Source organism: Clostridium sp. Marseille-Q7071 (assembly GCF_965112025.1).
The window spans coordinates 4,695,861-4,711,383 of the sequence record NZ_CBCOPR010000001.1 but is presented as its reverse complement, the minus strand read 5'-3'; the positions used below and the strand labels follow the sequence as shown (position 1 = coordinate 4,711,383).

The following is a 15,523-nucleotide window of genomic DNA, read 5'->3' as shown; positions in this document are numbered from 1 at the left end:
TTACAATTATTTATGTAACGAACTACAACAGTAGTAAAAGTTTCTAATACCAATAAATGAATTTTGAGCATAAAATAGAATAGATTTAATATGGTGATAATTAAGATTAATATATTATTACACTTATAGATATTTTCTGTTCTTTCATTTTTGCTATTATCATATCTTGAAAAGTATGGTTTTAAAATTCATAGAATAGTACAACATAGTTTTGACATACCCGCATATCATTGATGTGAATTCTTACCTTTGTTATTTCAACAAATAGAATTTTGATAAGCAAATATGATTGATGGATTATAACCATTGTGCTTCACCTATATCATACATATCTAATAAAAACACATTTATGATTATATAGATGTGTTTTTTATTTTATTTAAAACAGTAGAGGAGGTACTTAGCTCATTCGAAGAATAAAAATATAGTTTATATAAAATATACTATCTTATTTGCTATTTTACATAAACTTCAGAAATAATAAAGTTAAACATTTTAATAATTATAAAATATCAAAGAATTTGTTATGTGAATAAATTTAAAAGTAATATAAAAATAACTGTTAACACTATGATTTAAAAGCATGTTATTAGATATAATAATACTGTGTGGATATACTATTTTTAAATTTAAAATGCAAAATTCACAGTTGTGGATATTCATTAGAATTAACCGCCACCCCTTCAATAATTGAAAATTGACAATGGAATACGGACAATTGTTGATATTTCTCAGCTATCACTGAGAAATTTACAATTATTTATCTGTAACGTTGAACAATGTTCTTCACATAACTAGTAATATAATTACTAGTTAGAAACATATTCAAGTAAACTATTTTGTTAAAAAATAATTTCAACCTTAATTTTGAATTGTCAATTTTGAATTCTCCATTGGTGAAGCCCCTGGGGTGCAGTATGATATGGCACTGCATCTGCAACATTAAACAATATTTAAAGTATATTACTTATCTCCATAAGTTTAGTGCAATTTCATTGATTTTGTTCCAAGCTATACTGCACCTCAGGGGAACCCTGACGGGCTTCACTACTGTTCCCCAGAGGTGGAGAAACTGGCGAACAATGTTCGCCCCTACATAGACTAGCAATTATATTGCTAGTAAAAATATGTTAAAGAAATTATTTTGCCTAAAAATGATTTCTACTTTAATTGTGAATTGTGAACTGAGAACTGTGCATTAATTTAAGTTGTGAATTATTTTAACTTGGTTAAAATTACAAACTAAAATGTTTAAAAGCGTACACATGTGGTATTAATAAACTTATGTTTTTATGATAATATTTTATTATAAGTTTAACTAACGAATAAAACTATTGAAAGGAACTAAGGCATTTTAAAAAAATAACTAGTCATTAACTAGTATTTTGTATTATACTTCGTCAAAATTTATTATCAGTGTGTCTTTCATCTATAAGAAATAGACGGTAAATCTTTGACTAATTATTTTAATGCCTAAAAGGAAAGAAAAATGAAATATCGTGAAAGTATTAAAAAATCAAAAAGAATAATTATAAAAATTGGTACATCAACTTTAACTTATAGCAATGGAAACATAAATTTAGGAAGAATTGAAAAAATAGCTATGTCAATATCTGACTTAATAAATAGTGGGAAAGAAGTAATCCTTGTAACATCTGGAGCTATAGGTGTTGGAGTAAGTAAAATGCACCTAAAGAAAAAACCAAAAACTATTAGAGAAAAACAAGCAGCAGCATCTGTAGGCCAAGTGGCACTTATGAATATTTACAGTAAATTATTTGGAGAATATGGCTATTCAGTAGGTCAAATACTTTTAACAAGAGATAATATAGAAAGTGAAAGAAGTAGAAACAATGTTGTAAACACTTTTGAAACTTTGCTAGAAAGTAGAATAATTCCAATAGTAAATGAAAACGATAGCGTATCTATAGATGAAATTGAAAATGTATCTAGATTTGGAGATAATGATAATCTAGCGGCAATAGTTTCTACTATTGTGAATGCAGACCTTTTAGTAATATTATCGGATATTGATGGATTTTATGACTCTAATCCAAGAACAAACAAGGATGCAAAGTTTATAAAAGAGGTAAAATCTATAACTGATGAAGTACAAAGTTTTGCAGAAGGTGCAGGAAGTAACTTAGGTACAGGTGGCATGGAAACTAAAATATATGCAGCAAAACGTGTAACTGATAATGGTACAAATATGATATTAGCAAATGGAAAAGATCCAAGTATACTTATTGATATATTAAATGGAGAAGAGGTAGGAACTCTGTTTCTTGGAAAAGAAATATAAATAAAGCATAAAGGGGGTATTATTCGCAAGAGCAACTTAATCATTTTTTAGGTATTAAAGGCATTGAAACTAAAAAAGTAATTGGATATTGTAGAGTATCAAGCAATAAGCAAAAAGATGACCTTGAAAGGCAAATTGAAAATGTTAAAACTTATATGATAGCAAAAGGTTATCAGTTTGAAATTGGAAGTGGAATTAACTACAATAAAAAAGGATTAAATCAATTAATAGATATGATAACTAATTCGGAAGTTGATAAGTTAGTAATTTTGTATAAAGATAGATTATTAAGATTTGGATTTGAAATCATAGAAAAACTATGTAATAAGTATGGTACCACTATTGAAATCATAGACAACACTGAAAAAATAGAAGAACAGGAATTAGTTGAAGATTTAATCAAGATTGTTGCTGTTTTTAGTTGCCGTTTACAAGGCAAAAAAGCAAATAAGGTAAAGAAAATGATTAAGGAGTTGTTAGAGAATGATACTGGCGAAGAAAGTTAGAATTATTCCAAACATAGATCAGGAACAACAACTTTGGAAGTCTGTTGGAACTGCAAGATTTATTTACAATTGGACACTGGCAAGACAAGAAGAAAATTATAAAAATGGCGGTAAGTTTATTAACGATGGGGATTTAAGAAAAGAACTAACTATTCTAAAGAAAGCAGAACTTAATTGGCTTAATGAAGTATCTAATAATGTGGCAAAACAGGCTGTAAAAGATGCTTGTAATGCTTATAAAAAATTCTTCAAAGGTTTATCGGATAAACCAAAATTTAAAAGTAGAAGAAAATCTAAACCATCATTTTATAATGATACATCAAAACTTAAAGTTAAAGAAAATATAGTATTACTTGAAAAGGTAGGTTGGGCTAAAACAGTAGAACAGATACCTATGAATGTTAAATATACTAATCCAAGAGTAAGTTTTGATGGGAAGTTCTGGTATATATCTGTAGGCATTGAAGAAACAGAACATATATCAAAAACACAGATATATCAATTGGAGTAGATCTCGGATTAAAAGATTTAGCTATAGTCAGTAATATAGATAAGCCATTTAAAAATATTAATAAAACTAAAGAAGTTAAAAGACTAAAAAAGAAGTTAAAAAGAAAACAAAAACAAGTTTCAAGAAAATATGAAAAAGGTAAAATCCAAATAGGGAAGGAAGGTGAAAACCGTTATAAATTTACTAAAACTAATAATATTAAAAAACTCGAAAGAGAAATAAGACTTATTCAAAGAAGGCTTTCAAATATACGTTTAAATCATATTCATAAAGCAACAACTGCAATAGTGAAAACCAAGCCAAGCAGAATAGTTGTTGAAGATTTAAATGTGAAAGGTATGCTTAAAAATAAACACTTATCAAAGGCTATACAAGAACAATGTTTCCATAAATTTATTAGTATTTTAGAATACAAAAGTAGATTTAATGGAATTAAATTTGTTAAAGCAGATAGGTTTTATCCTTCAAGCAAAACCTGTTCTTGTTGTGGAGCAATAAAGAAAGATTTAAAACTTAAAGATAGAGTTTTTATTTGTCCATCATACAATAGTAAGATTGATAGGGACAAAAATGCGTCAATAAATCTTTCAAGATATAAACAATCAGCATAATATCATGAGCAAGATAATGCTGATATGTACTGTTCGTTACGCAGGAATTTAAGCCTTTGGAGCAAAATATCAAACTGGAGTAGTCTTATGACAAAACAGGTTGCGTTGAATAAGGAATAAATCCCTAAATATTAGATTTTAGTAGATTTTATGTAACGGTAAATTTAGATGAAAGAGTTAATTTCAAAAGGTAAGAAAGCAAAAGAAGCTTCGTACATATTATCAAATATTTCAACAAATGAAAAAAATAAAGCTTTAAATGAAATGGCAAAAGCCCTATTAGAAAATTCTAAGGACATAATAGAAGCAAATAAAATCGATATAGAAAATGCAAGAAATAAGGGAACATCAGAATCAATGATAGATAGATTGCTTCTAAATGAGGATAGAATCAAAGGAATGAGCGGTGGCTTAACACAAGTAGCAAGACTAGAAGACCCTATAGGTGAAGTAAGTTCAATAGTAATTAGGCCAAACGGATTACAAATAGGGAAAAAAAGAGTGCCTCTAGGAGTAATAGGAATAATATACGAGGCAAGACCAAATGTTACTTGTGATGCAGTAGGATTATGTTTAAAATCAGGTAATACAACAATATTAAGAGGTGGAAGTGAAGCTATAAACTCTAACAAAAAAATAGTAGAGGTATTAAAGGGAGCACTTGAAAACACTCAATTACCGGTAGATTGTATCCAATTAATAGAAGATACAAGTAGAGAAACTGTTAAAGAAATGATGAAGTTAAATGAATATATAGACGTGCTAATACCAAGAGGAGGAGCAGGATTAATAAAATCAGTAGTAGAAAATGCTACAGTACCGGTAATAGAAACAGGAACAGGAAATTGCCATGTTTATGTTGATAAAAACTGCGACTTAGAAATGGCAAAAGAAATAGTTATTAATGCAAAAACTAGTAGACCGGCAGTTTGTAATGCTGAGGAAAAACTACTTGTTCATGAAGACGTAGCAAAAGAATTTATTCCAATAATAGTAGAGGAATTAAGAAAAAGAAAAGTAGAAGTTAGAGGAGATAAAAGTTCTATAGAAATAGTAAATGATATAATACTAGCAGATGAAGAGGACTATTATAAGGAATATTTAGATTACATAATTTGCATAAAGATAGTGAAGGATACAGATGAAGCTATAGCACATATAAATAAATATGGTTCAGGGCATTCTGAAGTTATCGTGACAAAGGACTACAACAATTCTCAAAAATTCCATCAACGTGTAGATGCAGCAGCAGTTTATGTAAATGCTTCCACTAGATTTACTGATGGAGAAGAATTTGGATTTGGAGCAGAAATAGGTATAAGTACTCAAAAACTACATGCAAGAGGTCCAATGGGACTTAAAGAGCTTACTACTAATAAATATATAATATTTGGAAATGGCCAAATAAGATAATGATTAAGTAGTGAAAGAAAATAATTAATATTATTTTCCTCACTACTTTTATTTTATTTAGTACATACTTTCAATTAATTCTGATAATTTAATCAAGCCTTTTATCAATTCATCAGGTGAAGCATAGGAATAAGAAATACGTATATGCTGGTTTTTTGAAAAATCATATATGCTTCCAGGAGTTATTAGAAGTTTTTCCTTTAAAGCTAAGTCAAATAATCTATCCGTTGAAATATTTTTGTTAAGCTTTAACCAAATATAAAATCCTCCAGCAGGAACATTCCAAGTAGCGATATCTTTAAAATGAGATTCTAGTGTATGTAAAACTAAATCACGACGCTCTTTTAAATTTTTTCTTAGGCTGAGTAAATGCTGATCGTAAAGTCCGCTTTCTAGCAATTCTGCCAATGCCCATTGTGAAAGAGAACTTGATCCATAATCTGTTTGCATTTTTACATCTCCTAGACGCTCTACGATAGATTCAGGTCCAGCTAACCAACCTATACGAAGACCGGGTGCTAGGGATTTTGATATACTTCCCATATATAGAACCATACCGTTTTTATCATGAGCTTTTAATGGGTGAGGAGGAAGTTCATCTATCCATAGATCTCTATATGCATCATCTTCTATGATTGGTAAACGGTTATTTTTACACCAATTTAAAAGTTCCATACGCCTTGCTTCTGTCATAACTATACCAGTTGGATTATGAAAAGTGGGTATGGTATATAGTAAAGGTGTTTCTTTTAGATAGCGATTTCTATCTAGAGCCCAAGGAGTAATACCACTGCTATCCATAGGAACTCCACTAAGCTTCATTCCTGCAGATTGAAAAATATGTAGTGAGTTTAAGTAAGATGGAGATTCAACAAATACCGTTGAACCTGGTCGTAGCATACATACTGAAATTAATTGTAAAGCCTGCAATGAACCAGAAACAATCAGTATGCAAGATGGTGGTACATATATCCCATACTTTGTTAAGTATTGACTCAAAACTTTTCGCAGCTCAAGAAGACCAAGAGGGGCTAAATAGTTTAAGTCATATGCTCTTTCAGGTAATTTTCGTAAGACCTTATCCATCATATCACGAGGGAATAAATTAGGTGACAGTTCACAAGTACCAAGTCGTGTGATACCATCAACAAATTCCATCTTGTTTATAGTTTGAATAGTAACAGAGTTGGATTTATGTATGCTGGAATCAATATAGTGCTGCCAGTTTGGCGGAGAAGTAGACAGTAGCAAAGACCAAGTGTTATTAACGATTGTAGTGCCATGTCCAGATTTACCTTCTAGGATTCCAAGAGAGGTTAGCTCTTCTAAAGCCGCAACTATAGTACTTCTATTAACATCAAACATTTTTGCAAGTTCACGTTGAGAGGGAAGTTTATTACCAATAAGCCAGTCGCCTTTAGAGATTTTATTACTAATATAGTTAACAATTTGTTTGAAAATTGGAATATTACTGGCTTTATCAGGTTTCCATTCTATATTTACTATATTAGATGTTCTATTTTCCATGAAATTGCCTCCTTATATATTCAAATATAGATAAACTACTTTAAAAATTAATGTATATCTGAATATAGCTACACTCTTAAGTATTTCAATTCACGATTCACAATGCAAAATTCACAATTAAGGTGGAAATTATTTTTAATCAAAATAATTTCTTTAATGAATTTTTTAACTAGCAATATAATTGCTAGTTTTCCACCTCTGGGGAACAGTAGTGAAGCCCTTTAGGGTTCCCCTGAGGTGCAGCATAGATTGGAACAACACTAATAAATTTAACTAACACTAAGGAGAGACTACATTTGCTAGTCTCTTTATAATAAGTTACTGCGTAACTTCAAAGATAAATAATTTTAAATTTCTCAGCTTTTGCTGAGAAATATCTACAATTGTGAATTGTGAATTCAATAGTTTCAGCTATGATACTAAAAGATATCTTATTTTTACATATATTAATTTTAGAGCTGGTATATCTATACTATTCTTTTTAATCACTTCCATTGTAACACTTGGTTGGTTTGACATTCAATAAATGGATGGATACAATATTAAAACCTTTCAGTATAATAAAAGAAAAATAAGAAAGGTTAGGTGATAATTATGCGTATAAATGATTTTAAACTGGAAGTATTCTTCGGAAAGCATGAATTCTCAGCTCCATATTTATTGACTCAATCAGATTGTGAGTCAATGTCTGTAAAAGAACTATTAGCTCTTGAGCCTGAGGCAGAAGAAGGATTGTTAAATGGATGGTTAGGATATACTGAAGTTCCTGGAAGTCCAGAACTACGAAAAGAAATCTCTAAGCTTTATAAAAATATTAATTCAGAAGAGGTCATTGTTCACGTTGGTGCACAAGAACCAATATTTAATTTCTTGAATGTGTGCTTAGAAGCTGGAGATCATATGATATGTCAGTTTCCAATATATCAATCTTTATATGAGGTAGGTAACGCTATTGGATGTGAAGTATCCAAGTGGTCACTTAAAGAAGTAGAAAATGGTTGGTCTATAGATTATGATGAATTAGAAAAAATGATTAAGCCAAATACAAAGCTAATTTGTGTTAATAGTCCAAATAATCCTACAGGATATATATTTACAGAAGAAGAAATGAGAAAGATTGCCGACATTGCTCGTAAGCATGATATATATGTATTCTGTGATGAAGTATATAAAGGTATTGAATTAGACGGAGTTAAACGACCATGGTTTGCAGATATTTATGAAAAAGCTATATCTCTTGGGGTAATGTCTAAAGCATATGGTTTAGCTGGACTTAGAATTGGTTGGATTGCTACAAAAGATAAAGAAATCCTTGAAAAGATGATAAAGATGAAGCACTATACCAGTATTTGTTGCAGTAGTACTGCTGAATATCTTGCAACTGTTGCTTTAAAGCATAGTGATGAGATTTTAGAGCGAAATCGTAAAATCATTGAAGGAAACCTTGAAATAGCGGATAAATTTTTTGAAAAGTATGCTAATTTATTTAAATACAACAGACCAGGTGCAGGCCCTATAGCTTTTCACAAAATGAATATTGATATGCCAATAGGAGAATTCTGCGATAAATTGGTTGCGGAAAAAGGAGTATTACTTCTACCAGCAGATATATATGCCTTTAAAGATAATTATTTTAGGATGGGATATGGTCGAAAGGATTTTGAAACTAATTTAAAAGTTTTTGAAAATTACTTAATTGAAAAGAAACTTGTGTAGGTAATTAATATGAAAACATTGTTACTTAATCAAAAAGAAGTAATGCAAATATTAAATATGACAGATACTATTGCTGCAGTAGAAGAAGCATATAAGGACTTTAATAGAAAATTGGTAGTTCAACCACCGATTCTTTCTATTGAGGTACCAGATTATAATGGGGAAATGGATTTAAAGGCTGGGTATTCAAAGTCCACAGAGATGATTACTGTTAAAACTGCAGTTGGTTATTGGGACAATCCAAAGTGTTATAATTTACCTACACTTTTAGCAACCATAACTTTATATGATGGAAAAAATGGCTATCCAGTATGTATAATGGATGGCAGCTTGATTACAGGATATCGAACAGGTGCAGCTGGTGGTGTTTCGGCTAAGGTACTAGCGAGAAAAAATTCAGAAGTTGTAGGTGTGATAGGTGCTGGAAATCAAGCTAGAATGCAGATGGTAGCGCTTAAAGAGGTCTTGCCTATAAAAACAGTAAAGGTTTGGAGCACTATAGGTGAAGATATGTTGAAGTATAAGCAAGATATAGAATCAATGCTTGGTATTGAGGTTATCCTATGTGACGAACCAAAGAAAGCTGTAAAATCTTCAGACATTATTGTCACTGCAACATCTAGTAAAAATCCTATTGTACAAGATGAATGGGTTAGTCCTGGCACCCATATAATAGCAATTGGTGCAGATATGGAAGGTAAGCAGGAGCTTGATTCAAAAATTTTTTCCCATGCTAAAATAGTTGTAGATAATATACAACAGTGTATGCATCGTGGTGAGACACAAAATTCAATAAGAGAAGGTATCATTACTGAAAAAGATTTATATGGAGAAATTGGTGAAATCTTATTAGGTACTAAATTGGGGCGTGAAAATAATGAAGAGATTACTATATTTGACTCTACAGGAATGTCCATTCAAGACAACATAACTGCTTGCATGATATTTAAAAATGCAATTCGGTTAGAGATTGGACAAAGTATTGAATTGATATAATCTAGTTAAGATTAATATCACTGAAGTATTCCAGCATTTCATCATAAATAGGACAAAAATATATCGCATCAATCCTAATAATATGATTTTATATCCCTATATATTATGTAATAGATAGGTGAAAGTGGCTGTAATTTGCTAAATGGTATATTAATTTAGTAAATTTTCCTTGTTGTGCTTTACCTACATTATAAAACTAAATAAACTTAGGAGGAATTTAAATATGGGAATATCAGTTTATATAGTAAATGCTTTTACTAAAGATAATAAAGGGGGTAATGGTGCAGGTGTAGTTGTAGATGCTTCTATGCTTAACAGCTCAGAAATGCAAATTATTGCAAAAGAAGTAGGGCTATCTGAAACAGCTTTTATAATTCCTAATGCTAATAAAAAAGAACATAATAATTCTAAGAATCTAGAAGATTATGATTTTGAAGTTAGATTCTTTACACCAACTCAGGAAGTTGAGCTTTGTGGTCATGCTACTATCGCTAGCTTTTATACCTTAGCAAAGCTAGGAATGATAACCTGCGATGAAGGAAAAAATCAAAAAATTATAAGACAAAAAACTAAAGTAGGTATATTAGATGTAGAGCTTAATTTTAATGATGGTAACATATCTAATGTTCTAATGACTCAAGCAGAGCCTAAATTTTTATTTGAAATAGATGATAGTAAAGAACTTTGTGATATTTTAGGTATTTCAAGCGAAGATATTTTTATAGAATCTTTTAAGACAAAACCTCAGGCAGTATCTACTGGACTTGCAGATATAATGCTTCCTGTTAAAAATCTTAAAGTATTAAAATCAATTAATCCTGATTTTAAGAAATTAGCAGACTATAGTAACTCTTTAGGTGTGATTGGAGTTCATGCTTTTACTTTAGAAACAGAAAATGATACTTCCACTGTTTCTACAAGGAACTTTGGCCCAGCAGCAGGAATTGATGAAGAAAGTGCAACAGGCACTTCTAATGGAGCATTAGGAGCTTATCTTATAAAGAATGAAATTATAAAAGTTAATGAAGATGAAAATATAACTATTTATTGTGAACAAGGATACTATATGGATAATCCTAGTGAGATAATAGTTAAAGTAGAAAAAAGTTTCGAAAGAATTAGTATTAAAGTAGGTGGAAAAGCCTCAATAGTGAACAAAACTGAAATATAATTAGGTGTATTCTAAAGGGCTTTTGCCCTTTTTTATTAAGTAAAAAGCCAGCGCCTTTAGACGCTAGCTAAAAAAAACAGCCTTATAACCTCAGATCAAGCCATCCATTTTAATGGTGGTTATGCCTTTATGATTATAAAATTTATTTAGCTTGTCCACTTTTTTACATTACACTTATTTATTAACTGTTTAAGACATATTATAACAAATATTATTCACGTAGTTTGTTTACTATCACCATAGGCCTCATCATTTCGTTATCTTCATGGTCTAATAAATGACAGTGCCATACATACCCAGGGAAATCACTTGGATCAAATGGAAATAAATTATCTCCAGGCTTTACCTCTTCAGGATTTTCTATATTTGGAAACATTGGTACAATTATTCTAGTAACTTGTCCAGAGTAAGCTATAACGGTATCTTTCCATCCACATTCTGAAGCTGTTGGTTTAATAGGCTTTCCTATTAAATAGCTGTTAGGGTCTATTATTTTTGTAGCATGGCTTAAGGGTGACGGACCATTTATAGCATTAAAATCATTAGCATATGAAGTGCTGTCAATAGCTTGTCTATCTAAGACTTGAAAATTTATAAGGTGTATATGAATTGGATGTGCTCCTCCAGTTATATTTACTATTTCCCATACTTGAGTAGATCCTACTAGTGGCTTTTCAGACACAGGTGCATGCCATAGTTGTCCATTTAATAAAAGCGCTTCTAGTCCTCCTTCATTTATTGCTGCGTTTAAAACAACAACTCTTTTAGAAACTGTTTCCTGTAGTTTTGGAATATTATTTAATTTGCAAGGTAACTTTAAAGGACGACAGTTATATTTGCACTTTTCTATTTTAAACTGCATTACTTGTCCTGTTGTTTCTTCATCTAATGGTGAGTTTTCATTTACATTTAGTAATAATACTTTTTCATCTGTAAATTTAGAAAAGTCTATTATAACATCTATTCTTTCTGCTGGTGATAAAGTTATTTCATCTACATATATTGGTTTTTCAGCATATCCAGAATCAGTACCAATTATTATGAAGTCTTTATTATTTGATAATTTAAAAGTATAAAATCTTGAATTTGAACTATTTACTATTCTAAATCTATAAGGTCTTTTCTTAACATTTAAATTTGGCCACACCTTACCATTAACAACAATAGTATTTCCTAAAAATGCAGGTCTCCAATATGGATAAGTGTTTGGATTGATTCCATTAGATGGAAAGTGTAAGCTGCCATCTTCATTAAAGGACTTATCTTGTACTATAAGTGCTATATCATATTTACCTTGAGGGAGTGGAGAGCAATCCTCACAATCTAATATATTATAAGGATCTTTTATTATATATGCTCCAGTTAAACCAGCATAAACATTTAATCTAGTAATTCCCATTGTGTGATCATGGTAAAATAAATTTGAGGACTGTTGTCGATTTAAATATTTATATACATTAGTTTCATATGCTGATCCTGTTATACCATTGAAGGTAAACCATGAGTCAGGAAATCCATCGTATTTAGCTTCAGTTTCTCCTCCATGAAGGTGGGTAACTGTAGGAACTGGAAATTGTGCTTGAATAAATCCAGGAGGAAATGGTGGCCATGGCTTTGGAGGTACTATAAAATTGTTTGGATTTGCCCAGTGAAGAGTTGGGTCTACAGGTAGTATATGCTCACTATCTATTTTATTTCTCCACTCTACGGATATAGCTTCATTTTTTTTAACTATAAATGAAGGACCTGGAGTAGATGATACATATTCTTCTGTATCGTCATTGCTATAAACTATACCTCCATATGCATATACTGTAGTCTTAGGATAACCCTCTGGTAACATTTGAACTTCAGTTTTAATTATATCTACTTTATAAGCTGGTATACATTTATTTAGTGTACAATCATACTCATATATAGGTTTAAAAACAGGTAATATATCGAGATCAGAGGTGTATTTTGATATTGTTTTTGAATCAATCAAGAAATCATCTCCTTTTCTTTCAGATGCCTTAATTCAATGTATGATTAATTTCTTGTTAAGGTTACGATCTGTAAAATTGAAATGAAGAGAAAATAAAATGATTTTATGTGAATAACTTTTAGTTTTACTTGTTTTATAATAAATTGCAAAAATAAGAGGAACAAACTTGAAATTCACATAGCAGTTATGATAAGTTATATTAAGAAAATACGTTGATAAGTACTAGAATTTTATAATATTGTTAGGTGATTAATTATGAATAATAACATTAATATATTAGTGGTAGAAGACGATAATGATATAAATAAAATGCTAGCAAAACTCATGGAGAAGGGTGGATATAATGTAAGGCAGGCTTACTCTGGAACAGAAGCTATGCTATATATTGAAAATGTAGATTTTCATTTAGTTTTGTTAGATTTAATGTTGCCTGGAATTACAGGTGAAGAATTACTAAAAAATATAAGAAAAACTAAAAAAATGCCTGTAATTGTGATTTCAGCAAAATTGGAAAAGCAAGTTAAGCTAGATTTATTTAAATTAGGTGCTGATGATTACATTACTAAACCTTTTGATATTGAAGAACTGTCTGCAAGAATTAATGCTAATCTTAGAAGGTATATAGATTTTGATAATAGTTCGCCTAAAGAAGAAAATTTAGCATATAAAGATATCATTTTAAACAAAGAAACTAAAGAAGTTTATGTTAATGGTAAAGAATTATTTTTAACCTTTAGAGAATTTAATATATTAGAGTTACTTTTAACTCACCCTAAGAAAGTATTTAGTAAAGCTAATTTATATGAAAGTGTATGGGGAGATGAGTATTTAGGTGATGATAATACGGTCAACGTACATATGAGCAATTTGAGAAATAAATTAAATAAAGTAAATCCTAATAAGGAATATATAGAAACCATATGGGGAATGGGATATAAGCTTAAATCATAAAAATCTACTATGCATTTATTGTATAGTAGATTTTTTATTGTTTAATCTTAAGGTTTTCTTAAGGATTTCTTTAAATTCTCTTATATTTTCCTTACTAATATATAGCTATAAAGTAAATGGAAAACAATAACTGATAAATCATAATAGATGGAGGATATAAGATGAGTGAAGTTTTAAATGCAATCAATATAAGTAAAACTTATGGTAATCAAAGGGTACTTGATAATGTAAATATATCTATTGAAGAAGGTGAAATTATTGGTATTGTAAAATGGTGCGGGAAAAACTACTTTAATGAAAATTATTACAGGACTAATTCCTAAATATGAAGGAGAAGTTTTGTTAAAGGGTGAGAATATCAAATCTAAAAAGAATTATAAAACTAAACAAATAGGTTGTGTTATAGAAACACCTGGTTTTTATCCTGATTTAACAGGATATGAAAATTTACTTTTTTTCGCTGAAGTTTCTGGGTTAAAGGATAAAAAAGAAATTGATGAAGTTATTATGAGATTAGGAATTGAGAGTTATATAAATAAAAAGGTAAAAAAATATTCCTTAGGAATGAAGCAAAGATTGGGGTAGCACAGGCTGTTTTAACATGTCCGCCAATATTAATGTTAGATGAACCTACCAATGGATTAGATCCTGCCATAGTACCTAAGTTTAGAGAGTTTATAAAATATATGGCAAAGGAAAAAAACACTGCAGTTTTAATATCAAGTCATATTTTATCAGAAATAGAGCTTATGTGTGATAAAGTCATATTCATACAAAAAGGAGTGATATTAAAAGTTGAAAATCTAAATAAAACTGGGGAGGATTATAAAGTAATAGCACTCCAAAGCAGTAAATTAGAAAATTTAAAAGCATTTTTTGAAAAGAAAAAAAATCAACTATAAGTTAGCAGATGAAGATAGAGTTCATATAAGGATAAAAAGTTCAGAATTAGAAGATTTAACTTTGGATATAGCTGAAAATAAAATACCACTAAAAGGAATATATGAAGTAAAAGAAAGCCTTGAAGAAAAATACTTAAAGACTATGGGGGAAGATATAGATGCTTAAATTAGCTTTATTTAATGTTAAAAATATAGTTCGCTCAAAGCCATTTAAATATTTAATTATTGCAGCTTTTTTATATTCTTTAATGTGGCTTATAGCAGGACAATCTAGATCATTTGTTTTAGAAACTTATGTCATTGAATTTGGACGATTTTTATATACTATAATTTTATATGCTAGTCTTTCAGTTATGAGAAATGACATAATTACGGATACAATTAAAACTCTTTTTACAGGTGTTTTTAGCAGAACTAAAATAATGATGTCTAAGTTATTATCTTTAATTATATTAGGTTTTATATTTTCATTAATAGTTGAATTAGATGGATTTCTATTATCTATATTAGATTGGAGAAAAATGGGTGTTATAGAATTTTTGAAATTACCTCATCTTAAAATAATTTTAACTTATGTTGTAATAACATTTTCAGTAGGAGCATTCATGATTCTTATAAATTCCATAATTTTTAAACGCGGTAAAAATATCTTATCTACAATACTATTTTTAAGTATTGTAAATTTTTATAATGCATTTGTAGTAACTTTAGCATATAGCAATATTGAATTTGCTGAGAAAATTTCATTTTACGCCAAAACACCACTTTATATTTGGACTGACTTATTACTGAAATTAAATTTGGAAAGTTTAAATATAAATGAAGTTTTAATGGCTATAGCTTATGGCTTAATTTTCTCAGCTTGCTCTATTTTAATCCTAAATAAAAGAGAAATTAAGTAATAGTTTATTTTAAAATATAGTAATGGAGGAA

At 29.6% G+C, this 15,523-nt stretch carries 13 protein-coding genes and 2 pseudogenes; 13 read left to right on the top strand and 2 right to left on the bottom strand.

Translation table 11 applies throughout. The annotated features are described in order from the left end of the window. Positions 1 to 1,489: 1,489 nt before the first annotated feature. The 4 genes and pseudogenes from proB (at position 1,490) to ACWPW7_RS22360 (ending at position 5,343) form a co-directional block, all read left to right on the top strand. Positions 1,490 to 2,302, top strand: coding sequence for a glutamate 5-kinase (gene proB, locus ACWPW7_RS22375; RefSeq protein ID WP_454055368.1), 813 nt, complete (start codon positions 1,490 to 1,492; stop codon positions 2,300 to 2,302). A gap of 17 nt (positions 2,303 to 2,319) precedes the next feature. Then, positions 2,320 to 2,808, top strand: a pseudogene (locus ACWPW7_RS22370) (IS607 family transposase); the annotation flags it as partial. Continuing rightward, positions 2,786 to 3,930 (top strand): annotated as a pseudogene (locus ACWPW7_RS22365) (RNA-guided endonuclease InsQ/TnpB family protein). The pseudogenes ACWPW7_RS22370 and ACWPW7_RS22365, both read left to right, overlap by 23 nt. A 168-nt stretch (positions 3,931 to 4,098) precedes the next feature. Beyond that, positions 4,099 to 5,343, top strand: a complete 1,245-nt coding sequence (locus ACWPW7_RS22360) for a glutamate-5-semialdehyde dehydrogenase (protein ID WP_454055367.1) — start codon at positions 4,099 to 4,101, stop codon at positions 5,341 to 5,343. 57 nt (positions 5,344 to 5,400) lie between these two features. Here ACWPW7_RS22360 and ACWPW7_RS22355 read toward each other — a convergent pair whose 3' ends face one another. Beyond that, on the bottom strand, positions 5,401 to 6,870 hold the full coding sequence (locus tag ACWPW7_RS22355) for an aminotransferase-like domain-containing protein (protein WP_454055366.1): 1,470 nt from the start codon (positions 6,868 to 6,870) through the stop codon (positions 5,401 to 5,403). A gap of 594 nt (positions 6,871 to 7,464) precedes the next feature. On the opposite strand from ACWPW7_RS22355, the gene ACWPW7_RS22350 reads away from it, so the two are divergent. The 3 genes from ACWPW7_RS22350 to ACWPW7_RS22340 all read left to right on the top strand — a co-directional run bounded on the left by ACWPW7_RS22350 (position 7,465) and on the right by ACWPW7_RS22340 (position 10,753). Beyond that, complete coding sequence (locus ACWPW7_RS22350) at positions 7,465 to 8,586, top strand: aminotransferase class I/II-fold pyridoxal phosphate-dependent enzyme (RefSeq protein ID WP_454055365.1); 1,122 nt, start codon at positions 7,465 to 7,467, stop codon at positions 8,584 to 8,586. 9 nt (positions 8,587 to 8,595) lie between these two features. Further along, positions 8,596 to 9,582: an ornithine cyclodeaminase family protein gene (locus tag ACWPW7_RS22345; protein ID WP_454055364.1), complete on the top strand. Its 987-nt coding sequence runs from the start codon at positions 8,596 to 8,598 to the stop codon at positions 9,580 to 9,582. A 223-nt stretch (positions 9,583 to 9,805) separates the two neighbouring features. Further along, positions 9,806 to 10,753 (top strand): PhzF family phenazine biosynthesis protein, encoded by a 948-nt coding sequence (locus ACWPW7_RS22340; RefSeq protein WP_454055363.1) that lies wholly within the window; start codon positions 9,806 to 9,808, stop codon positions 10,751 to 10,753. Positions 10,754 to 10,964: 211 nt separating this feature from the next. Here the strand turns inward: ACWPW7_RS22340 and ACWPW7_RS22335 are convergent, their stop codons facing one another. Further along, entirely contained in the window at positions 10,965 to 12,737 is a 1,773-nt protein-coding gene (locus tag ACWPW7_RS22335; protein WP_454055362.1) for a multicopper oxidase family protein, read from the bottom strand. Positions 12,738 to 12,992: 255 nt separating this feature from the next. Here ACWPW7_RS22335 and ACWPW7_RS22330 point away from each other — a divergent pair, with 255 nt between their 5' ends. The 6 genes from ACWPW7_RS22330 (at position 12,993) to ACWPW7_RS22305 (ending at position 15,492) form a co-directional block, all read left to right on the top strand. Beyond that, the gene (locus tag ACWPW7_RS22330) at positions 12,993 to 13,688 is read left to right on the top strand and encodes a response regulator transcription factor (protein ID WP_454055361.1); all 696 of its coding nucleotides are present in this window, start codon (positions 12,993 to 12,995) and stop codon (positions 13,686 to 13,688) included. A gap of 161 nt (positions 13,689 to 13,849) precedes the next feature. Beyond that, positions 13,850 to 14,011, top strand: a complete 162-nt coding sequence (locus ACWPW7_RS22325) for a hypothetical protein (RefSeq protein ID WP_454055360.1) — start codon at positions 13,850 to 13,852, stop codon at positions 14,009 to 14,011. Beyond that, positions 13,983 to 14,273 carry an ATP-binding cassette domain-containing protein gene (locus tag ACWPW7_RS22320; protein WP_454055359.1) on the top strand — a complete coding sequence of 97 codons (291 nt, stop codon included), beginning with the start codon at positions 13,983 to 13,985 and terminating at the stop codon, positions 14,271 to 14,273. The genes ACWPW7_RS22325 and ACWPW7_RS22320 overlap by 29 nt, the downstream gene beginning before the upstream one ends. Before the next feature lie 32 nt (positions 14,274 to 14,305). Continuing rightward, positions 14,306 to 14,590 (top strand): AAA family ATPase, encoded by a 285-nt coding sequence (locus ACWPW7_RS22315; RefSeq protein ID WP_454055358.1) that lies wholly within the window; start codon positions 14,306 to 14,308, stop codon positions 14,588 to 14,590. Further along, positions 14,565 to 14,756, top strand: a complete 192-nt coding sequence (locus ACWPW7_RS22310; RefSeq protein ID WP_454055357.1) for a hypothetical protein — start codon at positions 14,565 to 14,567, stop codon at positions 14,754 to 14,756. The genes ACWPW7_RS22315 and ACWPW7_RS22310 overlap by 26 nt, the downstream gene beginning before the upstream one ends. Then, positions 14,749 to 15,492 carry a hypothetical protein gene (locus ACWPW7_RS22305; protein WP_454055356.1) on the top strand — a complete coding sequence of 248 codons (744 nt, stop codon included), beginning with the start codon at positions 14,749 to 14,751 and terminating at the stop codon, positions 15,490 to 15,492. The genes ACWPW7_RS22310 and ACWPW7_RS22305 overlap by 8 nt, the downstream gene beginning before the upstream one ends. The last annotated feature ends 31 nt before the right edge of the window (positions 15,493 to 15,523 follow it).